Consider the following 23,449-nt stretch of genomic DNA (forward strand, 5'->3'; position numbering starts at 1 on the left):
TCAAGGTAGAAAGCTATTATCATAACTATTAAAAAATCTTTGCAATACACTGATTATCTATAGATTTACAAAGATATGTATTTTCACTTTTTTTAAAGTGGCATCGGAAAGCTCACAAGGTGTATGCAGACACTTGTAGAGAGCAGCGCATGACGAGTAATACCAAATCCGCGTCTTGCACCCCCTTTATAATCTAGTCCTTATTTTACGCCCATTCCCGGAAAAAACTGCTATCCTGCCAAGCAGAAGCAGTACGTTGTTCGATCGCCTGTAATTCCCGAGATGAAAGTGACTGAAAAGCGCTAGCGACTCTTACATTTTGCTCCAGTAAGTTTATATCCTCTGCAGCAATAATACAACAGTGAACGCCCGGTTGAGAGAGAGCATATCCCATCGCTTGCTGCATTCCGTCCAAAATACCGGGTTTAAACAGACGACCGTAAGCAGGAACTTTCATCGCAATGATACCAGTGTTATTTTTTTGTGCCACGGGTAGCACACCTGTAATAAACGGGCTCGGAGTATGTTTGTCAGCAGCATTGATGGGGATAAGAGCAGTATCAAATGGATAGCGGCGAAGTGCTTGGGCGATAATTGCGGGGTTATTGTGTCCCGTAATACCAACAAAGCGCACTATTTTTTGCTCTTTTGCTTCCCGTGCTGCTCTAATTGCACCATGTTTGGAATTGAAAATAGCATCCAAATTCCAGTCAAAGGAAACAGAGTGAAACTGCCATAAGTCAAGATAATCAGTTTTTAAACGTTTGAGAGATTGCTCCAATTCTTGCCATGCGCGATCGCGATCTCTCGCATTGCTCTTACTTGCCAAAAATATTTCTTTGCGATGGGGTGGTAAAACTTTCCCCAAACGTTCTTCACTTGGTCCGTAATTAGACGCCGTATCAAAGTAACGAATTCCCAGTTCATATGCTCGTTCAATAATTGCTATGGAGTTAGCTTCTTCCTCTTCTTGGGGACGAGACAGAGGCGATGCAGATCCTCCCAAACCAAGGATGGGTACTGTTACACCTGTGCGACCCAAAACTCTTTGCGGCATTTTTTCTAAAGGCGCATGAGAGACCGAGGTAGATGCACCCTGAGAGTTCAGATCTGGCGTAGAAGTGGAATTTGCCGACGGTTCCACCGTGGAAGTGGTCAGTTGCTGACATGCTGAATTGCCCACAATTCCACCAGCAACAGCCACGCTAGTTTTCAGAAAATTGCGCCTAGTTGTCTTGGTGTTTATCATAGTGTCATCTATATTTTGGATTTTGGATTAACAAGGGTTTACTTAGACTTCATTTCATCCAACTACCAGTTGCATCCTTGTTTGAATTGCTGACACTATTTTCTATGTCACTTGTCAATCAAAAAATCTATCCTCCGATACTATCTTAAAAAGTTTAACAATTTGAATCTTAAATCCAAAATCATTTCCGCAAATCTGCATCCCAAACACCGATATAAATTTGGTCTTGATTGTTGCGTTCTATCACTCCTTTTATGCTGCCAAGATTAAAAGAATACCGATTCTTTTGACGATCGTAAACTTTTTGTAACCCTTGCTTAATTTCACTAGAAGCACTTCCTCCCAGCATTCCTTGTAATGTATTTTTCATTACATCCGGCTCAACAGCTTGAGCAAAAGCTACCTCTGTTTGGCGCAGAACTCCCGTTCTACGATCGAATAAATAGCCAAGGTCAATGCGGTTTGGTTCTAAGTTGTAAAGATAAGCACGAGTATTCCACAAACCCCTGGAACGCTTTCTAGGTTCTCCTAAAGTCGATCGCACGGAATCTTCAGGAGTACCAACAGGGAATGCAGGAACATTGCTACTGCTTGTGTTAGCAGTAGCAACTTTTTGCTTTTCTTCCTCTTGTTGTTGTTTTTCCTCTTTTGGAGGTTCCGGATCCGAAGGTTGTTCGGATGTGGGAGTTTCGGATCGCTCTTCTTGTTGTGGTGCGGATGCAACAGGTGCTTGAGATTCTTCTGCTTGTGGAGTTTGCTCTGGAGCTGGTTGAGATGTGGATGCTTCCTCTTGTTCTTGAGGTGCAGGATCTTCTGTAGGTTGAGAAGGTGTAGAATTTTCTACTGGCTGTGTCGGGGGATCGTTAACGACTGGGTTGGCTGCAACTGGTGCTGGAGGCGGGACAACAACTCTAGGACGCCTGTTAGATTCAGTTGGGGTAGCCACTGATGTTGGTGAAGGCGTTGGAGTTGTAATATTTGCTTCTGGAGCTTGTCTGGTGACAGGTGATGTTGCAACAGAATCTTCCGGCTCTGGTTGGCGGTTTATGCTGGCGATCGCCATCGCTCCAATCAAGCTACCTACAACCAAACTCCCTGCAATCCAGGCTGGTTTCTGCCAATTAGGAGAAGAGATCGTTGGATGTTTGATATGATTTGGATGGAGTTGGGTATTTTGGGCAGAAGCCGCAGCACCTGTAGATAAGGGAATTGTAGCTTGTCCCGTCACCGATTGTGGGGTAATGGTTGGCGGAACGGTTACAGATTGCAAGGCGTGTAACATTTTGCTAGCAGTTGTGTAGCGATCGCCTGCATTCTGCTTGATAGCGCGATCGATAATTTCTGCCAAACTTAAGGACACTCCAGGAGCGTACTGACGCCAAATAATTGCACCTGTTTGAGGATGGGTTTCCAATTCGTAAGGACGTTTTCCAGTCAGTAAATAGATCGCTGTTATTCCCAAACTGTATATGTCGGTAGCATAAACCGGGCGTCCAATAGCTTGTTCGCTAGACATATACCCCGGAGTCCCAATGATAATCGATTGCGTTAGGTTTCCAGAAGTCGTCGCGACGGAACGTATTGTTTCTTTAACCGCACCAAAATCGATGAGAACTGGTTTGCTATTTAAAGAGCGAAGAATAATATTTTCAGGTTTAATATCTCGGTGGATAATACCTTTACTGTGGACATAATCTAAAACAGATAGCAGACTCAATAAAATCGCTCTAACTTCTATTTCGCTCAACGCTCCCTTAGCGTTGACAACATCTGTCAAAGTGTCACCTTGAATCCACTCTTGAACCAAGTAAAACTGCCCTTGTTCTAAAAAATAGGCGTATAGCTTGGGAATTTGCTCGCTTCCTTCACCCAAAAATTCTAAGGTAGCTGCTTCTCGCTCAAACCGCTGTTGAATCATTTGGTAAGTTTTCGGGTCTTTTGTTACCGGTTTGAGTTGCTTGATTACGCAGCGACGGCGAGAAGGCATATGGACATCCTCAGCCAAAAAGGTGTCACCAAATCCTCCAGATCCCAGCACCTGGATAACTTGATACCGATTGTTCAGCAGCTTTGTTGTCATACTGAAATTAAAGCCCTCACCCAACTTAGACTAGGATAACGCACGCTGCCAATGTAGCTTAAACTGTTAAACAAGGCAAAACATTTTATCTTGCATCAGCTATAATCCATTTGCTGTTTTGAGCATCCCACAAAAGGAAAAACCGCACGGAACCGGGAACGGCTTTTCCCGTTTTCATAAAGTATCTTAATTGAGCGCTCACTGTTGCTGTTTCCGTACCTGCTTCCACTAAATTGACTTGTTCGAGTTCGACACTTTGAACTTGTCCCCCCCACCAATCAATGTAGGAAAGGTAGCCATTTGGGTGAAGCCGTTTGTTGTTTTGGTAAGTAGGAGACAGTTGATTCCATGAAGTTTGATACTCACCTCGATTAATTGTTGAGTAATAATTTTGAATTGCCTGTTCTGGTGATGGTTTATCAGCTGAAGGTGATGGTGGATCGCTAACTTGAGATGGTATTGTTTCAGGAACTTGCCTTTGTTGGGTTGCTACTGTTTCTTGAGGTTCCTCGGAAGGTTCTGCTGAGGGTTGAATGGATGATTGGGTTTGCTGTACCGATGGTTGTTGTACTTGTTGCAGAGATTTTTGCCAATTAAACACTACAAAAACAGCAGTCCCAATAGCAACAGTCACACCGATAGCAGCCAACAAACTACCGACAAAAGTGCCATCGAACCACCCAGATGGTCTGCTACTTTGAGAGGAAGGTTGTGAGGATTGCGCCGGACTCACAGAAACGGTTTGTTGGGGTGTAGGGTTAGGTGGTGTGGTGGGAACTTGCGGGTGGATGTAAGGAACAGTGGGTGCAACTCCCGGAACTGTGGGTGCAACTGGTACTGTTCCAGTCTGCAAAGCTTGTAGCATTTCTCTAGCGCTGGCAAAGCGATCGCGCGTACTAAATTGAATTGCCTTTTCCAGAACTGCTGCAAAACTCGGCGTCACACTCAAAGCATATTGTCTCCACAAAACAGCACCTGTGGCGGGATCGGTGCCTAACTCTTGAGGAGATTTGCCTGTCAGCAAATAAATAGCTGTCAGTCCCAAACTGTAGATATCGCTAGCGAACATGGGACGACCAACCGATTGCTCGCTGGGCATATATCCGGGCGTTCCAATCACAATTGATTTGGTGGAATTGCCAGAAGGTGTCATGACTGTTCCTACAGTTTCTTTAACGGCACCAAAATCAATTAAAATTGGTTGCCCATCCCGATGACGAATCAGAATATTTTCTGGCTTGATGTCGCGATGAACAATACCTTTATTGTGAACAAATTCCAGTACTGGCAAAATACTGGTTAAAATTTCTTTCACAGAACTCTCACTCAGCAGACCTTGTTGTTGCACCTTTGCTGTCAGTGTTTGTCCTTCAATATACTCTTGGACTAAGTAGAATTGACCGTCTTCTGAGAAGTAAGCGTACAAGCAGGGAATTTGGCTGCTACCATCTCCAAGGTCTTCTAGAATTGCTGCTTCGCGTTGGAATCGCTGCTGTACTAGCTCGTAGACTTGAGGATTATCCTGAATTGGCTTCAATTGTTTGATAACACAGCGGCGCTGTGAGGGCATTTGGGTATCTTCTGCCAAGAATGTTTCACCAAATCCTCCACTCCCCAAAGTGCGAAGAACTCGATAGCGATTGTTAAGCAGCATAACAGTGAACAGGGATCGGTGACCGATAATCGGTGGTCGAGAAAAGGGTATATTGTTTGATATTTTACTCGTTTTTTTGATATTTGATGTCTGTTTGAGTTTTAAAATATACGCAGTAGGGCGGGGATTGTCCACCAAAAGCCTTATATGGTAGGCAATGCTCGCACTACAGTACTTCAAACTTTTTATAAATCATTTATGATTCCTATATTGCCAGTCAATTCAGTGGAATGACTAAAATTAGCAAAGCCTTTTTATCAACGCTAGCACTTCTTTTGAGTGGTATCGGTCTTTTTTTAAGTGCTTGGATTTTCCTTCCTGCACCGACTATGCTTTTACTGACTTTAGCTGTAGGCGCACCAGAAGTCTGTCCTTGGTTATTCGTATTCAACGCGATCGCTTTTTTGCTTGCTTGGTTGTGGATTTACCAACCTCGCCTTAAGTCCCTAGCTTGTATTGTGAGTTTCCTGGGATTGCTGATTTGTGGATTGGAGTTGGCGACAATACCACACACTCAAACGCAGATGGGAGATGCGATCGCATTGGGTTTGGGGACAAATTATCTCGAAAAGGTTCCCGTAGAAATCGGGGCAAAAATGCGATCGCAGCCCTTTAATCTGACAGATTCCTTTGTGGGGATTCATCGCAATCGCACGCGTCATCAAACAGGTATCCGCTTTGCCAATTCCAATGGCGTCCCGCTCAGTATGGAAGTTTACCAACCTTTACAAGTGGGGAAATATCCAGCACTGGTTGTCATTTACGGTGGTGCGTGGCAAAGGGGTAGCCCAAGTGCAAATCCCGAATTCAATCAATACATGGCATCTCGTGGATATACGGTATTTGCAATTGATTACCGCCATGCACCCCAATACCGCTTTCCCGCCCAATTAGAAGATGTGCGTGCAGCCCTCAATTTTATCCGCACCCACGCAATAGAGTATGAAGCGGATGTAGAAAGGATGGTGTTGTTGGGGCGATCGTCTGGCGCACACTTGGCAATGCTAGCTGCTTATCAACCTGATGCACCGCCACTCCGCGCTGTTATTAACTATTACGGACCAGTGAACCTTGCTGAAGGATACAAAGATCCGCCTTCACCCGATCCTATTAATGTTCGTCGGGTTTTGGAAGCATTTTTAGGTGGTACGCCCCAAGAACTTCCCAAACAGTATGAGATTGCTTCACCAGTTCATTACGTAACACGCCCGTTACCGCCAACACTCTTAGTTTATGGCGATCGCGACCACATAGTGCAGGCAAAATTTGGACGGCGGATGTATCAACGCTTGCTGAAGTCCAACACTACGGCTGTGTACTTAGAAATTCCTCGGGCAGAACACGCTTTTGATGCGGTTTTCAATGGTGTGAGCAATCAATTGGCACTATACTATACTGAAAGATTTTTAGCGTGGGCATTTTTTAGCCAATAATTACAGAGATCTCAAAATGAGAACTTATGTACTATAAATGCTTTTACAAAGAATCTCTTGGAGGTTTGTTTTAGAGAGTACATTGACTATTTGCTATATTAAAAAACAGAGAATTTTTAAGTAAAGACATGACTAAATAATTTGTAATTCGTAATAAAAATGAGAATTACGAATTGAGTTCGCGATCGTGACTTAGCGTGTGGCTCGTCTATAGCGTGGGCGGAGCCCGTATTACGAATTACGAATTGGAGCAAAGCAACATGACTGCTTTTTCCCAGGTTAATCAACTCCCGATCTTGACTGAAGCAGAAATGCTGCAATACCTATCGAGTGGAATTTTTAGGGGAATAGGCAAAAAAACAGCTTTAAAACTCGTAGAACACTTTGGGAGTCATACCTTACTGATTTTAGACCGAGAACCCGAGAAACTTCATGAGGTTCCAGGGCTTAATAATTATAGGATTCAAAATATTATCCAAGCATGGTCTGAAAGCAAATCCGATCCCAACTTAGGGGTCGTAGCTAAACTTTTGGGAGTTGGAGCATCGCTTAACTTAACTTTAAAAATTTGCGAACATTACGGTCAGAAAACCGAGTCAGTCTTGAGAGAAAATCCATATCGGTTAATTGATGATATTGATGGGATTGGGTTCAAAACTGCTGACGAATTGGCATTATTGCTGGGAACACCAGAAACAAGTGAAAAGCGATATGAAAAAGGGCTCATACAAGCCTTAAAAGATGCGCTGCTTGAAGGTCACTGCTTTTTACCTGAATTTCAAATTATTAAGAAAGCTATATTTCTATTAAAACGTCCCACACACGAACCCGAACCTGAATCTCTAAAAAGAGTGTTAAACGGGCTAATTGAGAATAAGGTATTGGTACAAGGTATTATACCAAATAGCATTTATCTAAAAGCTGCTTATCGAGCCGAAGTCTCAGTAGCATTCCAAATTAAAGCTTTACTCAATCAGAAAAAAAACTCAACCGAACACTTAGAACAATGGCTGACAGAGGATCAAAATGAGGATCATCGTGAGTTATCGCGTTTAAGTCAAGAGCAAATTAATGCTTTATACATGGCAGAACGCAACCCTATTAGCATCCTTACGGGTGGTCCCGGTCGTGGGAAAACTCACGTTCTAAAAACGTTGGTAGATTGGCTTCGTTTTAAGAAAGCTTTGTTTGCGCTTGTTGCTCCTACAGGGAAAGCTGCCAATCGGATGCAAACTGCAACTGATGCGGAGGCACTGACAATCCACAGACTGTTACAGTGGCGGGGGAAGGAGCAATCTTTTCTGTACAACGAGCAAAATCTATTGAATATAGATTGGTTAATTGTTGATGAATTTTCAATGGTGGATTTATTCCTATTCAATTCTTTATTAAAAGCATTACCTCTCACCACAAAAATTCTGCTTGTTGGTGATTCCGACCAATTGCCTAGCGTTGGTGCTGGGATGGTATTAAGAGATTTGATAAATTCGGAATTAATTCCAACAACACGCCTGGAAACTATATTCCGACAGAAACATGAAAGTGCAATTATCTATGCAGCTAGCGATGTTAATCTAGGAAAGGTTCCGGCACTTCACAACTTTACTCGCGTATCCCAATGGATGGATATAGGGGACTGCGCGATTTTAAAAACAGAATCAGCACAAGAAACTGCCAGTACCATTGTGGAATTAGTCAAATCAATGGCAGCAGAAAACGTTAATTTAAAGCAACAAGTTATGGTACTTGCTCCTCAAAAAGAAGGTGCAGCTGGAGTTTATAATCTCAATAAACTTTTACAACCTGTTTTTAACCCTCAACAACCCAATCAACCCGAGGTAGTGGTTGGTTCTGTTACTTATAGAGTGGGCGATAGGATAATACAACTAAAAAATAGATACGACACATCGCCAGCCGTTATGAATGGTGAAAGTGGAGAAGTCATTGGCGTAGATCCAGAAAAAAAGATTGTTAAAGTTTTTTTTGATGGAGGTGCCCTTGTTGATTATTCTGCTGGTAAGTTTGAGGAGATAATCCATGCCTTTACCATAACCTGTCATAAAAGTCAGGGTAGTGAATTCCAATACGTGATTTTTCCGTTACTAAAATCAAACTATCTCATGCTGACTCGTCAGCTGCTATATACAACAATGACTCGCGCTCAAGGCACGTTCATTGCAGTTGGGCAAGAAGAAGCCTTGAGAATTGCTGTAACTACGGATAGACCAGCGCGACGGCTTACAGGATTAATTAATTTCCTAATATCTCCTTTTGAGGAGCTTAACCAAACTTTTTCTGAGATAAAAAGTAGCAAAAATACTGCAACTCGTGCAAATTTAATCACCATTGCTAGTAGATTACAAGAAATGGGACTTGAAGCAACTCAAGGGCAAATGACCGCTATAGGAACTCTCGTACTAAAACTGTATGAAGACAGATACGGGCATCGACCTTGCAAACAGCTAGAACAAGTGGGTAAATTTAAATTTAAAACTTATCACTATGAATTACACGCACTTGACTTAATTAACTCTGCTATCGATCTCGTTTTTAAGAATTGAAGGAGGCAGAGGGCAGAGGGCAGAAGGTAGGCAAACACTTTATGTCATCAGATATATGTAGCGAACGACAGTAGCGATTAACTTAAGCATTAGGAAAATGTGCTCTTGGATCTTGCAAAGTCTCAAAGGCTCACCAACCTGTTGTGCTGTCATCTTTAGGCAAAAGTCTAAACCCGGACATTAGGGCAACACGAGAGCGCGAAGTTGACAAGCGAATGAGGCATTCGGAAGATCTCGTCGAGCTAATTGTCTGAAAAATAGCAAAAGGGATAGTGTCAGTATGGGAGATAGGGCTTTATGCTAGTTCACATCATTGCTGATTACGGTTTTGGCGACCTCGCTTTTGCAGAAGTCGTGCAGCGCCTCAAACTCTATCTGCCGGATGCTGAACCGATACTTACACCCGTACCGGCTTTTGCCACCCTAGCGGCAGGATTTTGTATCGCCCAGTTGGGCTTGAATAAAGCTCCCGCCGGGACAATCATTTACCACAATGTTGCGCCTCGTGAAGATGATGAACAAGCGCGTGCAGGGAATGCGGGTGAACGTCTTGCTTACGCACGCCTGCCAACGGGTGTGCGGGTTATAGGCGTCAATGCTGGTTATGCCTTTTCATTCGTGCGAGATTTGGCAGTTGAGTTGCGATGGGCGGCGGTAGCAGCTTCTGGTTCGCAGTTTCGGTCTCGTGACCTGTTTCCAGAGGCAGCTGGGGCGATCGCGCTCGGTCAACCGGATGCTTTAGGTGAAGAGATTTCCTGTTTTGATATACCGGAGATACCGCTCAACTGTATTGCCTATATTGACGGCTATGGCAATTTGAAAACCACTATGAGACATGATACTACCAAGGGAAACTGCGGTCATAAGGTTCGTTTGCGAATTGGTGAGAGGGAACGGGAAGCGACAAAGAGCGATGGAACCTTTGCCGTAGAATCCGGACAGTTAGCTTTTGCCCCAGGTAGCAGTGGCTGGAGCGATGCAGGAGGCAAACATACACGTTGGATGGAAGTTTTCCTGCGTGGTGGTAATGCATGGGAATCATTTAATTGTCCATCAATCGGCACGCAAATACAAATCAGTTAAAAGATTTTCAGAGCAAGAAACCTTGATGAAGTTATCATTTCTCTGAAAAATAAAGCAAAGCTTAGCCCAGTTTTATTAATTCAAAGGCGAAATATCGGTGCTTTTCGTCTGTGTGAAGCTGGTCTTTCTGAAGGTATGCTAGCCGCGCCAGTAGAACATGACAAGGATAGATGTTCGTGAACTACCAGGTATGCCAGCGATTTTGCTTGAGCCGTTAAGGTCTTAATACTGAAGTGGAAGCTGTATCAAGAACTCAGTTCCCCAACCTAACTCAGATTGCACGTTTAAAGTGCCACCATGTTTTTCCACCACAATTTGTCGGGCGATCGCCAATCCCAATCCTGTACCTTTTCCTACACCTTTAGTCGTAAATAAATGGTCAAAAATTCTCGCTTTCACATCTTCGGTCATACCCTTACCATTATCGCGAATACAAATTTGAACTTGGTTCTCAACCATGGCTGTTTGAATTGTAATTTGTTGAGAATGAGCGGCTATTTCCAAAAAAGATTGAGTTTTTGCTATCTCATCAAACATATCGATTGCATTAGCTAGAATATTCATAAAGACCTGATTTAATTGTCCGGGAAAACACTCGATAAGTGGTAACTCACCGTAGTCTTGAATGACTTGAATAGCAGGGCGAAATTCATTAGCTTTGAGACGATATTTGAGGATCAGCAATGTGCTATCAATTCCGTCATGGAGATTAGCGCTTACCTTGTGTTCGGTATCGGCGCGGGAAAAGGTCCGCAAACTGGTGCTGATGCTTTTGATGCGATCGGTTGCTCCTTGCATTGAATCCAGTAACTTAGGTAAGTCCTCGCTAAGAAATTTCAGATCGATATCTTGGGCATGGTCTTGAATTGGTATGACTGGGCTGGGATAATGTTGCTGATAAAATGCCAAATGCTCAACTAAATCCCGCACATAATCTTTAGCATTGTTAATGCTGCCATTAAGGAAGCTGATAGGGTTGTTGATTTCGTGAGCAACGCCTGCTACTAAGTTGCCTAAAGATGCCATTTTTTCATTCTGAATAATTTGGAGTTGGGATTGTTCAAGTTGTTGAACGGCATATTCAAGCTGTTGTGCTTTGTGTCGGAGTTCTATCTCTGAGTGTCGCAAGGCTTGCTCGACTTGCTTGTGTCTAATTCCTGAGGCAATTTCATCAGCAACTAACTTCAGCATATCCAAAAGATCGTCTGCTAAAGCCTGACGTGCGAATAGGGCTAGCACTCCCATGAGCCGATCTTCACACAGCAGTGGATAACCAGCAAAAGCAATCATTCCTTCCTGCTTTGCCCATTCTTTATTTCCAACCCGTGGATCGTTCAACACGTCATTGGTCAAATGGGGACGAAGTTCTTGAGCAATCAGCCCAATTTTGAATGCTCCCACCGGAACGCGACTGTGGGGACCGTCAATATGAGTGTATTGTCCGGCGCTCGCTTGGAGTTCTAAAACATTTTCATCCGCGTTTAACGTCCAGATGCGTGCAAAAGCTGCATTCAAATGTTGAACAACTGCTTCCGTACAAGATTGTAGCATTTGTTTCAGACAGTTGCTACTGGTTAAGGCAGCATCCACATCTGCGCGAAAGCTTAATTTGCAGTTCTTTAATTGGAGCGCTTCCAGAGTTTGCGCTAATTGTTCTGTTTTTTCGCGTTCGTTGCTTTCCGATCGTTGCAGGTTCTGGTAGAGTTTGGCATTTTCCAGAGAAATCGCCGCTTGAGTACAGAGGAAGTTGAGAATTAGGATGCGATCGCTGGTAAACACTCCAGTAGTTGTACGGTTCTGCAAATATAGAATCCCAATTAACTGACCCTGATTGAGAATTGGCAAACCCAAAACACTCTTTGGTTGGTGCTGAATTAAATAATCATCAATAACAGGCAGATCGGTTTTGATCTCCTCAATTATCACCAGTTCTTGGGTGTTTTTGACGTACTGAATCAGTTTTACAGGGAAGTTTTTATGACCTTCTAGCGGTTCGTAACACAGTTCCACAGTACTTGGTGTAGTAACAGCTACAATTTGCCACTCAAAAGCTTGGTTGGGCATAATTAAGACACAGCCATCGCCCCCTGAGTGTTGCAAAAGAATCTGAGTGATTTGATGGATGAGTTCATCAAGTTGAATTGTACTCGAAAGGCTTTGAGACGCTTTGAGAATAGTGACGAAATCGAGAACGTTGTTGATGCTTGTACTGGAAGAGCGGCTGGTTTTCGTCGAGGTCATTGGTATATTGGAAATCGAAGCCAGCGTTTCCAGGGAATTTAAGTTCTGGACGGCGGGTTGGAGAATGGGACCCAGTAAGTTGGGGTAGCACTGTTCTAAATCATCCGTTTTAGCTTTAGCTCCCCAACGGGCGTAACAGTAATATGCTTCCTGCATGTAGCCGGAAGCCACCTTCTCTTTCCCCCAGTTCAAGTAAAACTTAGCAGCAAGTTCGTTAGCTAAGCCTTCTTCTTGGATATAACCGTTTTCCTTCGCAGCCGCAATGGCGCGATCGTAGTATTCTATTGCTTCGGGTTGATTGCCTAAAACTCGATTTTTTTCAGCTTCTACTAAATAAAATTGATGTAAAGCATTCATTGGGCAGTGGTTTGCCCATAGTTGCATTTTTTCTTGATTCTCTATAACGCGATTGAGAATCTGTGTTTGTATGTCTTGATTGACATTTAAAAAGATACCCAGTCGTGCCAGCGATGTGTAAAAATAACATTGTCGAAAAATAATTAGCCCCAGCCCACCAGCTAAATACTGTTCTGTTTGTATAACATATTCCTGTGCCAGATCGTACTTGCCAAACAGATAACTGAGTTGAAGTTTAGAAAAATAAAATTCTAGCAATGCAACCATATCATTGTTTGCCAGATTGATGGGAAGCATGACATCTTCATCGTAGGCTTCACCCTTTAAACAACATACATCATCAACATATCCTAATAAATTTAATATCCTTTGTCTCTGAATTTGATTGTAGTTAGCTAAACCTTGTTGCTTAATTTTCTGGAGAGCATTGGTATGGGTTTGCATTTCTTTTTCCAATGTACTCAGATCTTGACCGAGGAAATACAAATGAGCGCTATAGTAACGGATGGCAAGCCCTGCAAATTCCAAATCTCCTGTTTCTAAACCAAGGGAATAAGCCTCCCAGAGAGATGGTAATGTTTCTTTAATATGTTCTTTCCAATGCCTGACGAGACAATTGAATGTATGAATAGTTTTTGCAGTTACTTCTTTGGTATCAAATTGACTTAAAAGTTTGACAGATAATTGACCGAATCGATAACCAGATTCAATGTCTTTAACTAATGAACAAAGAATAATACCATAGACAACATATCCAAAAGCTGACTGAGGGGAATTCCCATATTGATAAGAGAGACTAACTTGCTTTAATGGTAAAAGAAGAAATAAGTTTGGATCGACTTGATACGCAAAGCTCGTAATATTGGATAAAATTCTCATGACTGCCAAATATGTTTTATCCGCCATATGCGGCAGTTCAATTAAATCTTCAATAAGCCGATCTGCAAGTAGAGAAATGGTATGACTGATTTCAGCCTGTACGTCAGAATTGCTAAAATTTTCTGGGAATTTAATTCCTAATAACTTTAACACTTCTTTTCCCAGACCAACTGCTTCTAGTGATTGATTTTGTGCGCCATAAGCTTGGATTTGAACTTCATACACTTTGACTCGATCCAAGGGATTTTGAACACAATCTAAAACTATTTGAATAAATTCTGCCATCAGTTCAAAGTTGCCAGCCAAATAAGCAGCTTCTGCTCCTAGGTTCTGCAATTCTAATGCCAACTGATACTGGCTCTGCCAACAGTCTGCTTTTAATAACTTAATCCCACAGGCTGCATATTCGGTTGCAGCAGTGTAAGCAGTGGAGACTCTCGCTTTAGAACCAGCAGATAAATTTAACCAAGCCAGTTCTTCTCGTTCGGTAATTTCCGTAATGAGTTGAACACCATAATTTAATTGGTTAACAATATCAAAGATTCTTTTATCTCGCTCTGTTGCAGTTAGATTTTTAAGTAAGAGTTGACCGATTTTCAGATGGGTTGCCTGTTTTTGGCTTTCGGAAATTAACGAGTAAGCTGCTTGTTGGACGCGATCGTGCAAGAATTTATAAGGAACAACAATCTCTTCACGGCGATCGCTGTCCTCAGAATCATGAAATTGGAAAAACTTGTAGGTTTCACTAATCGGGAGAATCAGCCCTTCCTGTAATGCTTTCCAAAGGTGGGCTGCGGTGTCAATGAGGGATTGTTCCGAAACGATCGCCAGAGTATTCAAATCAAATTGGTTACCAATACAAGCCGCCAATTTCAAAACCGCTTGAGTCTGTGTTGGTAGTTTCTGCAACTGCAATGCCATGAACTCCACTACATCATCTGTCAATGCCAACTGTCGCACCGCCGCCATGTCGCATTGCCAATAACCCAGCTCTGACTGGAACTGAATCCAACCATCCTCGTACAAAGCTTTGAGAAACTGCGTTGTAAAAAACGGATTTCCTTTAGTTTTTTGATACACCAATCTTGTCAGAGTTTGAGCTAATTCCTCGGTACAACTTAAGGTATCTGCCACTAACTGATTCACCGTTAATTCCCCCAAAGGTGACAGGGTAATGGTATTGACAATTGCTCGTGCTTTCTGAATCAGTTCCAGTGTTAGCATCAAGGGATGAGCCGGAAATACTTCATTGTCTCGATAGGCTCCCAAAATGAGTAAATATCCCGAACTGACATCACTCATCAATAATTGCAGCAAGTTTAGGGAAGCTGAATCTGCCCATTGCAAATCATCCAAGAAAATCACTAGGGGATGTTCTTTTGTGGTAAAAACCTGGATGAATTTTTGAAATAGTAAGTTAAAGCGATTTTGGGCTGCACTCCCGGAGAGTTCCGGGACAGGTGGTTGTTCGCCAACAATCCTTTCTAATTCAGGAATCATCTCCACAATCACCCGCCCGTTTTCGCCCACAGCAGCGAGAATTTTGGCTTTCCATGTTACCAATTGGACATCGCTTTCACTCAGCAATTGTCCCATCAAGTCACGAAAAGCTTGCACAAAGGCTGATAGGGGAATATTGCGATTAAACTGATCGAATTTGCCTTTGATGAAATATCCTTGCTGACGGGTAATTGGTTTGTGGACTTCATTGATTACCGCCGTTTTCCCAATCCCAGAAAATCCTGCTACCAGCATCATTTCTGAACGACCATTGCTGACACGCTCGAAAGCTTCCAGCAAGGTTGTAACTTCTGTTTCCCGCCCATACAGTTTTTCAGGAATGAGAAAACGATCGCACACATCCCTCTGGGCAATTTCAAAACTTTCAATTTTACCTGTTTCTTGGAGCTGATACAAACAATTTTCTAAGTCATGCCTCAAACCCAAAGCACTCTGATATCTATCTTCAGCATTTTTCGCTATCAATTTCATCACAATATTGGAAAGCACCTGTGGAACTTCTTTCCTGTTCCCCAATGGTGCAGGCATTTTAGCAATATGACAATACACCAATTGCGTGAGGTCGTCGGATATAAATGGTAATTCTCCTATTAATAATTCATAAAATGTCACCCCAAGAGAATAAAAATCGCTGCGGTAGTCTATCCCTCGATTCATTCTACCTGTTTGCTCGGGGGAAATATAAGCGAGAGTTCCTTCTAAAATATTAGGGCTTTTAATTTCTTGAGTTTCTTTGGGTAACAGAGAGGAGATACTAAAATCTATCAGTCTAACTTGTTTTGTTGGAGGATGAATTAGAATATTTGCGGGTTTAATGTCTTTATGAATGATGCGGTTTTGGTGTAAATCGTGTAGAATTTTGGTTAGTTGAATAGCGATCGCCAAAAATTCGACAAGTGAGAGTGTAATGGTTTTAACGTATTCTCGTAAAGAAATTTCCCCCCCATCTTCCATCACTAAAATATAACCATTTCGGTAAGTTTCTAATGATAAAGGACGAAGGATACCGGGAATGTTGAGATTTTTGCTAATGGTATACTGGTGGCGAAATTGGAGTAATTCGTTGAAGCTGGGATATTCAGATGTCAGAAGTTTAATGACGACTGGAAGTGTTTCTTGCTCTCTAATAGCTCGATAGACTCTAGTTCTGGAGCCTGCATAGAGTTGGGAGTAGATTTTATATCCGGGAATTACAGGAGCAGAGCGTGCAGTCATCATTTATACTAACCTCATGATAGAAGTTGGTTTTTGGCTTCATAAAGTTAGTATTCCCAAGAGCTTCTCAGTTTTTGCAAAACGGCAAAAAAGAAAAAAGGGAGAACATCATACAGAGCGATCGTTTGTATCTCCATCAATTGCCGGACTACCAGCAGAAAGCAGATAGATATGAGCTTTGCTAATGCAGTGACTGCTGCTTCCGTCTCTACCAACCTATTAAGAGAAAGTGCAATATTACCTTCAACCTTCAACAAAATACCGAGTTAACTTTAGTCAATCCTCGATTTTGGTTAGTTCACGAAGGTGGTGAGACCAGTTAGAACCAATACTTCGGATATGTTCGCTCGCGTGCGAGATTGTTGAATACCACAGCACAGAGTATCAAAATGATGGAACCTTCTAACGCAGGAGTTAAAAGAAATTGCCAGGGTGCTTTCGTCATCATCACAACTAATGCAACTGCGCCCGAAGGAGGGTGTAAAGTTGCAGTCAGTTGCATCATACCAATGGCTGTAGCTACTGCCATTCCCATTGCCCAAGGTTCTGAACCAAAAAGATGTAGAATAGTCAAGCTAACTAATGCCGCTACAAAATTACCACCAATGACATTCCGGGGTTGGGCTAAAGGACTGTCAGGAATACCAAAGATTAATACGCTAGTAGCACCAAAGGGAGCCATCAGCAAAGGAGAATTAGTTGTTACAGAAAGGTAAGCCGTTGCTGCTATTCCAATAAAACTACCGCACCAACTCCAAAATATATGTATGTGGTGAGGTCTATCTAAGCAAGATGAACGTCTAGTTCCACGTATTTTCAAGCAATAATTTTTCCATTTTTCCCGAACATTTTGATAATTCAACCTCGTTAGATAGCTTGAATAAAACCGCCTTTTGGGTAAATAACTTTTCATAGTTTTCCAGAGCAACTGCAACCAACAACACAACAACCAACAACACAAAAAGATTAAGTGTATTTCTTGCCTTAGCTAATCTTTGTGGATCGATAAGTTACAAGATTCCCCAACTCTGTCAATAGAGGGAACTTTTAATCAGAGTTATTGGCTAAAATCCAGATTCCGATGGACAGACCCTTCAACCACAAACCAGCATTTTTATCAAAAAAATTCAAATTCATGAATTAAAAAAGTTGAGTAGCAAGATAATGTCATGGAACTATGACATATGAGTTCTAGAATATCGTTTGAACTCGAACAAGGAAATATAAAATTCATATAAATAAGTAATATTACTTATAAGTTTGATTTATATTAACAGGAAACAAACCAAACTTTGGTATTATCTGGCAACACTCTGCATAGTTCACAGGATGTTTACAAACAAATAGCTGATAGATGTAGTATCAATACTGCTCGGGTTTTGGTTTGTTAGCAAAATTGTCAAAATGCTGACAATTCTTTGCCTCACTGCAACAATCACAGCTTGAGTGTGGTGACATTTGTAGCTTATCGTTAGACATCGTTCATTTCCAAGCGCGATCGCTCAACTGCTGCTTTGCAACATCGTCAAACATAACCGTGGATGTCATTAAGGGGAGGGTCTTTATTGGTTCTTGGGGTGCCATTATCACCATCCCATCGGCTGTTTTACTCCCTTCCCGCTCGAAGATTTCTTAATTAAATGAACCGCAGAGGCGCAGAGGACACAGAGGAAAGAGGAGAAGAAGATCGGTAGTCTTATGGCGGAAAGGGAGTAGGTATTGAATGGGCTGATAGTTTCTTTAACTCTGAAAGCAACTTAGCTATAACGCTGTAGCTTATGTCGCCAGACTGCTATCACCGCCTTCAATAATAGTTCCTTGTAAATTCGTATCTTTTAAATTAGCCCCGGTGAGATTGGCTCTTTCTAATGCAGCTTGACGGAGGTTCGCTTGGTGCAAGTCCGCAGTACCCAAATCTGCTCCGCTCAAATCTGCGGCTTCTAGATTGGCTCCACTTAAATCGGCTTGAATGAGATCGGCTTGACTGAGATTTGCCTGTTCGAGATCGGCAGCTTTGAGATCTGCTCGATCTAAAATGGCTCCATCTAAAATGGCTCCTTCCAATATTGCATTGTCAAGAATCGCATCGCTCAAATCGGCTCCGCTTAGATTGGCTTGGCTTAAGTTTGCACCATTCAGTGTTGCTCCACTCAAGTCAGCCCGACTGAGGTTTGCCCTCTGCAAGTTGGTTCCATCCAACTTTGCCTCACGTAAAACAGCACCACTGAGATCGATTTCTTCCATCACTGTATCCCTAAGGTCAACAATGCTAAAGTCTCGCTCTCCTGCGGCGTAGCGCTGCTTGAGTTCTTCTACATTCATTTTCTGTACTCCACCCTCGATATAAGGGGTTGAGCCATTCTGACTCGAACTAGCCCAACAACGTTCTTTATCCTAAGTCAACGAATGCATTCAAACCCCTCTCTAGAGATACACCTTAGATCTGGCGTTACCCATGTTGTGGGCGATCGCTCCTAGTGGTTTGACTTTGGAAGAATTTCCTTTTAAGAAAGTGGTGCAGCGATCGTCGTTGGAAAATGCCTGTCATTGCGACGAACATCGCAATTGCCACACAAAGATGCTGCTTTTGTTACTACTGCCTAACAGTTTTCCGTCGGGGCTAAATTTTAAATTGATGGCTTCTTCTTGAGAACTTTTGAAACTGTGGATTTCTTCCATTGTCTCCAAGTCCCAGAGCCTGATAGTACCGTATCGAGTGACACTCGCTAAAATTGGCTCTAGGGGACTGAAGGCTAGAGCCTGAATGGTAGAATACTCTTGCAAAGTTTTTATTTCACAATTTGTTTGCACATTCCACAGCTTAATTGTATGGTCATTACCTCCACTGGCTAGAATTCGATCGTCTGGGCTAAAGACAATTTGCTTTATCCAGCTAGAGTGAGGTGTAAAACTACAAATCAGTGTGTTTGTTTTCACATCCCACAGGGCAATTTTCTCCCGCTCCACAGCCGCTAGGATACTTCCATTAGAATTGAGTGCCAGTGGAAAGCCATAGCCGCTATCTAAATTTACAACACCATTATCTTCGCCCGTCTGTAAATTCCACAATTGCACTGGTTGCTTGTAATAGCATCTTGCCAGTACTTTTCCATCTGCACTTAGGGTAACATAAGAGTCATTAGACCATTCTCCACCGCGATACCGCTTCTTTCCGTCTTTATTATCGGGTGCAGCCTCTCTATCTGCATAAGTACCATAGAAATCGCTGCCGACCAACACTGGATTGGATTGATGATTCCGCTGGGTAAAAGCAAGAGTAGGGTAGTTCGTGCGTTGGGATCGCAAGCAACTATATGTTTCCTTCCCCTCTGTCACTTGCCACAGCTTAAAATCTTCAGCGCTTTTGCTAGCTAGGAGCTGACTGTCAGGACTAAAAGCCAGAGATTGCACTGCTGCTTTGTGTCCGGTAAGAAGGCAAATTTGTTTACCAGTTTGTCTGTCGAGCAGTTCAATCTGACCGTCTACATCCGGCGCACTTCGGGCGGTCAATCGCCCATCTGGGCTATGTGCTTGAGTTAAGATACCGCTAGAATAACCCCTTAATGTCCTTGTCTCATGACCGACGTCAAAGACCTCAAAAGGTTCTCCTGTACCATTTATAGCTATACCTTTGGAATCGCCATGATATACAAAAGAAGTAATATTAACAGAATGGTTTTTAAGATTTTGAATCAACTCCCCCGTTAAGGGATTCCATAGTTTTAACTCATTCACATAAAAACTTTCGTAGAGATGTTGTCCATCTGCACTAAAAACGACTGAGACAACTGGTTCTAATTGAAAATCTATTTGGTTAATTTGCTTGCCAGTGTTGGTATTCATCAAGATAATTTTTTCCTTCCAGTCAGTATATGCGAGCATCTCACTATCAGGACTGAAAGCAAAAGATGAGTTCCATACCTTTAGTTCTAAATGTAGAGAGTGTGCAATAACTTTATCCAGTTCGCCCAAAATTGCAAATTCTAAATTCGCGTCCTTTGCCTCAGCAATTTCTGCCTCTCGCAGGTCAGCTTGTGTTAAAATTGCCCCTTCCAGTTTAGCCCCAGACAAATCTGCTTTCTGCAAGTTAGCATTTGTCAGGTTTGCTGCTTGTAATTGGCTTCTACGCAAGTAAGTATGCTGCAAGCTAGCTTGTTGCAGTTGAGTTTTTCGCAGCCTAGCTTCCTCCAGATTAGCCCGATCTAAAACACATTGTTCCAAATTAGCTGCTGTTAATTCGGCACGCACTAATGTCGCTTTTTGAAGGTTGGCTTGCACGAGTTGGACGCGAGGCATATAAGCATAACTTAGATTAGCTCTTACCAAAACTGCACCTTTCAAATTAGCTGCATCCAGTTTTACCTCTTTGAGATTTGCCTCACTTAGATTCGCTGCACTCAAATCTGCACCTTGGAAATCAACTCTTGCGAGATTGGCTCCTCTCAAGTCTTGTTCGCTCAGATTTGCCCAACTGAGATTGGCTCGATACAGATCGACCTGCTTGATGAGGGCCTGTCGTAGGTCACTATCATTAAGACGAGCGCATCTTAAGTTAGTTTGTGTGAGGTTTGCGCCACGCAAGTCAGCACTTATCAAATTGGCTTCGCTTAGATTAGTTTGGGAAAGATTTGCTCCTTTGAGGTTGGCTTTTTCTAGATTAATTCCCGCTAAATCAGCTTGGCTCAAATCGGTATTTTCTAAGTTCACCTGAGTGAAATCACGTTCTCCAAGTTGATAGGCTGCTAGCAATCCCCGAGCACCCCCAATTTCTCGAAACGATTTTAAAGTATCTGTGTTGCTACTATGCACCTGTTTTTCTGGAAGCATAACGATAACTCTTTGAGTGTGAAGATAAAATTAATAGTGTTGCAATCTATCTTTTGCTACTGCTCGAACTAGCTGGTTGCTATCTTGTGCCAGTTGTATGAGAATTTGTTGAGTCGCTTGTGCATTTTGAGCGACAGCTAGCCTTTCCAGCCAGGAGATAGAAACGCTTTTTTCTTGTAGTAATTCCTGTGAAATCTGGGGTTGCTTTAAAGCAATAAAGCTCACTAAGGGAAACTGGGACCGAGCATAACAATCGAGCACCACAGCAAGGCGATCGGGATGGCGAGAGAAGAAATCAGGATGCAGTTTCAAATAATCTGTTGCATATTCCCCGCAAAGAATACGCTCTACAGCCTCTTTTGGCAAACTGGGATTCACCATCACTTTTTTACGCACTTCGGCTGATTTACTACTCGCCAGTTCTTCTAAAATTTCAGGTGAGAGGTGAGTTTTTTGTGCGATATGCAGCAAAACTGCGGTGTTCCGATCTTTGCTTAATTGTTCTAAAATTCCGATCGGTGTATTCGGGTTTTGGGCTACTGCTTCACGAACTTTTGTTTCTGGCGATCGAGCTAGATTTTCCAAGCAGCTGACAGGGGTGTTGGGGTTTTGGGCTACTGCTTCACAGACCTTCACTTCATTTGATTCAGCAAATTGTATAAGAAAATCAGCGGGCAAATCAAAGCGTCGAGCGAGAAAAAGACGAGCCGCCTCTCCTCCCTCCCGTGCTAATCGCTGCAAAATGGTTTCCAAAGAACTGGTACTTTCTTCTGCTAGGATATCTAAAATACTCTCCTCTTCAGAGCACTGATATTGTTGATTGGCTATTTGAGACGCAATCTTGCGACTTACCCATGCATCTCTAGCTAATTGCTTAAACAGAAGACTTATTGGTGCCTTGCGGTTGGCAACATCCCAACGAACTTCCCAAGAGTCATGCTGAGCTAACTGTTCTAAAATACTGACTGGTACATTTGGATTACTGGCAACTGCCCAAAGAACTTCCTGAGATTCATCGTGAGCCAACTGTTCTAAAATACTGATTGGTGTATTGGGATTTCGAGCCACAGCTTCACGCAGTTCTCTGTGAAGGCTTTTGGAGAATTCTAAGAGCAGTTCGAGTGGTGTATTTGGGTGTTCGCACAGAGCCCTGGAATCTTTTTGTGTTAAACTTTCTAAGAGCTGACGGGAAATTTCAGGATTCTTCCTAACTGCTTCGAGAGCACATTCTCGTTGTTTTTCTCCTATTACCCCAGCTGCCGCATTAGCAACATGCCTATCTGTATCGTTTGCCAGTTCTTTCACCACACTTAAGGGTGTATTGGGATTTTGAGCGACTTTAATACGAACTGTTTGGTCTTTGTCTTTGCTCAACTTCTCCAGAATATCGCTAGGTGTACTGAGATGTTGAGCGATGGAGCTTCGAGTTGCTCTGCATTCTTCGCTTGCCAATTTTCGTAGAGTCTCTGCGGGAGTATTGGGATTTTGGGCTACTGTATACTGCGTAGAACTTTGATTGGCTAAAAGGTTGAGAATACTGGGAAATGTTGCTGGAGAACAAGCAAGCTTTGCAGATAAAAAATTCTGATAGTGTGGCTCTTTTATCCAACGTTCAACAATGAATTCTGGAATCGGGCAAATCTGAGCTAGAACCGCAAGAGAGCCAGTACCCGCTTTGTCAGCAGAAGGGATAATTCCTTGAATCACCTCTTTGATTCTTTCGTCGTATTTCTCCGTTAATTCTCCAGCCAGATTAACGTGTAAACGAGCAGATTCTACAACTTGAGAATGTCGGCTTTGGGTTAACCGATTTAATACTGCTTTGGGAGTTTGGACGTTTTTAACTAACGCCAGTTGAACTTCCAAATCCGCTTGCTCTGCTGCTTGTTCCAAAAAATATACTGGAACATTTTCTTGCTTCAAAATACTTCGCAAGGTAGCTAAGGGAATTTCTTCGACTAGATTGGGATTTTCTAAGAGCAGTAATAGAAACACGGGGTTATTTAGCAATTCCGATGGAAATTCTGCTCCCAATTTCAAAAGTATATCAGGTGGGGTATTGGGATTCCCTGCTACTGCTTGACGGGTTTTTTGGTCGCTAGATCGCGCCAGTGCTCGCAACAAATCGGGGTCAGTATTAGGGTCTGCTGCTACTAATTGTGCCTGTTTTACGTTTTTTGTCAGAGCAGTGATAGATTGCTCGAGTGCAGTTATATCATCCATCTAAGCGCTAGATTGTAAAGTTAATAGTAATTTCTTGAGAGGATGTTTGTACAGTTTCCCGTTGTATCAAGATCCCCCCTCGCCCCCCTTAAAAAGGGGGGAAAGTACTCTTAAAGCCACCTTTTT

General features: G+C 42.6%; 12 protein-coding genes. 3 read left to right on the top strand and 9 right to left on the bottom strand.

What is annotated here, in order from left to right; translation table 11 throughout:
• Nucleotides 1-205: 205 nt before the first annotated feature.
• From HC643_RS39320 to HC643_RS39330, 3 genes are all read right to left on the bottom strand, one after another.
• A complete protein-coding gene (locus HC643_RS39320) occupies nucleotides 206-1,249 on the bottom strand; it encodes an aldo/keto reductase (RefSeq protein ID WP_038080806.1) in 1,044 nt (347 codons plus the stop codon).
• A gap of 181 nt (nucleotides 1,250-1,430) precedes the next feature.
• Complete coding sequence (locus HC643_RS39325) at nucleotides 1,431-3,329, bottom strand: serine/threonine-protein kinase (RefSeq protein WP_038080803.1); 1,899 nt, start codon at nucleotides 3,327-3,329, stop codon at nucleotides 1,431-1,433.
• An 85-nt stretch (nucleotides 3,330-3,414) separates the two neighbouring features.
• The gene (locus HC643_RS39330; protein ID WP_038080799.1) at nucleotides 3,415-4,983 is read right to left on the bottom strand and encodes a serine/threonine-protein kinase; all 1,569 of its coding nucleotides are present in this window, start codon (nucleotides 4,981-4,983) and stop codon (nucleotides 3,415-3,417) included.
• Between the two features lie 230 nt (nucleotides 4,984-5,213).
• Here HC643_RS39330 and HC643_RS39335 point away from each other — a divergent pair, with 230 nt between their 5' ends.
• The 3 genes from HC643_RS39335 (at nucleotide 5,214) to HC643_RS39345 (ending at nucleotide 10,060) form a co-directional block, all read left to right on the top strand.
• Nucleotides 5,214-6,416, top strand: a complete 1,203-nt coding sequence (locus HC643_RS39335; protein WP_038080797.1) for an alpha/beta hydrolase — start codon at nucleotides 5,214-5,216, stop codon at nucleotides 6,414-6,416.
• A gap of 260 nt (nucleotides 6,417-6,676) precedes the next feature.
• A complete protein-coding gene (gene recD2, locus HC643_RS39340) occupies nucleotides 6,677-8,977 on the top strand; it encodes an SF1B family DNA helicase RecD2 (RefSeq protein ID WP_038080795.1) in 2,301 nt (766 codons plus the stop codon).
• A gap of 297 nt (nucleotides 8,978-9,274) precedes the next feature.
• A complete protein-coding gene (locus HC643_RS39345; protein WP_038080793.1) occupies nucleotides 9,275-10,060 on the top strand; it encodes an SAM hydrolase/SAM-dependent halogenase family protein in 786 nt (261 codons plus the stop codon).
• Between the two features lie 222 nt (nucleotides 10,061-10,282).
• Here HC643_RS39345 and HC643_RS39350 read toward each other — a convergent pair whose 3' ends face one another.
• The 6 genes from HC643_RS39350 to HC643_RS39375 form a co-directional block, all read right to left on the bottom strand.
• The gene (locus tag HC643_RS39350) at nucleotides 10,283-16,273 is read right to left on the bottom strand and encodes a trifunctional serine/threonine-protein kinase/ATP-binding protein/sensor histidine kinase (protein WP_408019889.1); all 5,991 of its coding nucleotides are present in this window, start codon (nucleotides 16,271-16,273) and stop codon (nucleotides 10,283-10,285) included.
• A 47-nt stretch (nucleotides 16,274-16,320) separates the two neighbouring features.
• Nucleotides 16,321-16,530 (bottom strand): hypothetical protein, encoded by a 210-nt coding sequence (locus HC643_RS39355; RefSeq protein ID WP_137986441.1) that lies wholly within the window; start codon nucleotides 16,528-16,530, stop codon nucleotides 16,321-16,323.
• 62 nt (nucleotides 16,531-16,592) lie between these two features.
• Nucleotides 16,593-17,135 (bottom strand): HPP family protein, encoded by a 543-nt coding sequence (locus HC643_RS39360; RefSeq protein ID WP_038080881.1) that lies wholly within the window; start codon nucleotides 17,133-17,135, stop codon nucleotides 16,593-16,595.
• Nucleotides 17,136-18,049: 914 nt separating this feature from the next.
• Nucleotides 18,050-18,595 (bottom strand): pentapeptide repeat-containing protein, encoded by a 546-nt coding sequence (locus HC643_RS39365; protein WP_038080789.1) that lies wholly within the window; start codon nucleotides 18,593-18,595, stop codon nucleotides 18,050-18,052.
• Between the two features lie 222 nt (nucleotides 18,596-18,817).
• The gene (locus HC643_RS39370) at nucleotides 18,818-21,100 is read right to left on the bottom strand and encodes a WD40 repeat domain-containing protein (RefSeq protein ID WP_038080788.1); all 2,283 of its coding nucleotides are present in this window, start codon (nucleotides 21,098-21,100) and stop codon (nucleotides 18,818-18,820) included.
• Nucleotides 21,101-21,130: 30 nt separating this feature from the next.
• The gene (locus HC643_RS39375) at nucleotides 21,131-23,323 is read right to left on the bottom strand and encodes a variant leucine-rich repeat-containing protein (RefSeq protein WP_038080787.1); all 2,193 of its coding nucleotides are present in this window, start codon (nucleotides 23,321-23,323) and stop codon (nucleotides 21,131-21,133) included.
• Nucleotides 23,324-23,449: the final 126 nt, after the last annotated feature.

The organism is Tolypothrix bouteillei VB521301 (genome assembly GCF_000760695.4).
Lineage (GTDB): Bacteria > Cyanobacteriota > Cyanobacteriia > Cyanobacteriales > Nostocaceae > Scytonema > Scytonema bouteillei_A.

Bases quoted from the DNA above. Each gene is read 5' to 3' on its own strand.
- HC643_RS39320 (WP_038080806.1), bottom strand. From the start codon at position 1,249: ATGATAAACACCAAGACAACTAGGCGCAATTTTCTGAAAACTAGCGTG.
- HC643_RS39325 (WP_038080803.1), bottom strand. From the start codon at position 3,329: ATGACAACAAAGCTGCTGAACAATCGGTATCAAGTTATCCAGGTGCTG.
- HC643_RS39330 (WP_038080799.1), bottom strand. From the start codon at position 4,983: ATGCTGCTTAACAATCGCTATCGAGTTCTTCGCACTTTGGGGAGTGGA.
- HC643_RS39335 (WP_038080797.1), top strand. From the start codon at position 5,214: ATGACTAAAATTAGCAAAGCCTTTTTATCAACGCTAGCACTTCTTTTG.
- recD2 (WP_038080795.1), top strand. From the start codon at position 6,677: ATGACTGCTTTTTCCCAGGTTAATCAACTCCCGATCTTGACTGAAGCA.
- HC643_RS39345 (WP_038080793.1), top strand. From the start codon at position 9,275: ATGCTAGTTCACATCATTGCTGATTACGGTTTTGGCGACCTCGCTTTT.
- HC643_RS39350 (WP_408019889.1), bottom strand. From the start codon at position 16,273: ATGACTGCACGCTCTGCTCCTGTAATTCCCGGATATAAAATCTACTCC.
- HC643_RS39365 (WP_038080789.1), bottom strand. From the start codon at position 18,595: ATGAATGTAGAAGAACTCAAGCAGCGCTACGCCGCAGGAGAGCGAGAC.
- HC643_RS39370 (WP_038080788.1), bottom strand. From the start codon at position 21,100: ATGCTTCCAGAAAAACAGGTGCATAGTAGCAACACAGATACTTTAAAA.
- HC643_RS39375 (WP_038080787.1), bottom strand. From the start codon at position 23,323: ATGGATGATATAACTGCACTCGAGCAATCTATCACTGCTCTGACAAAA.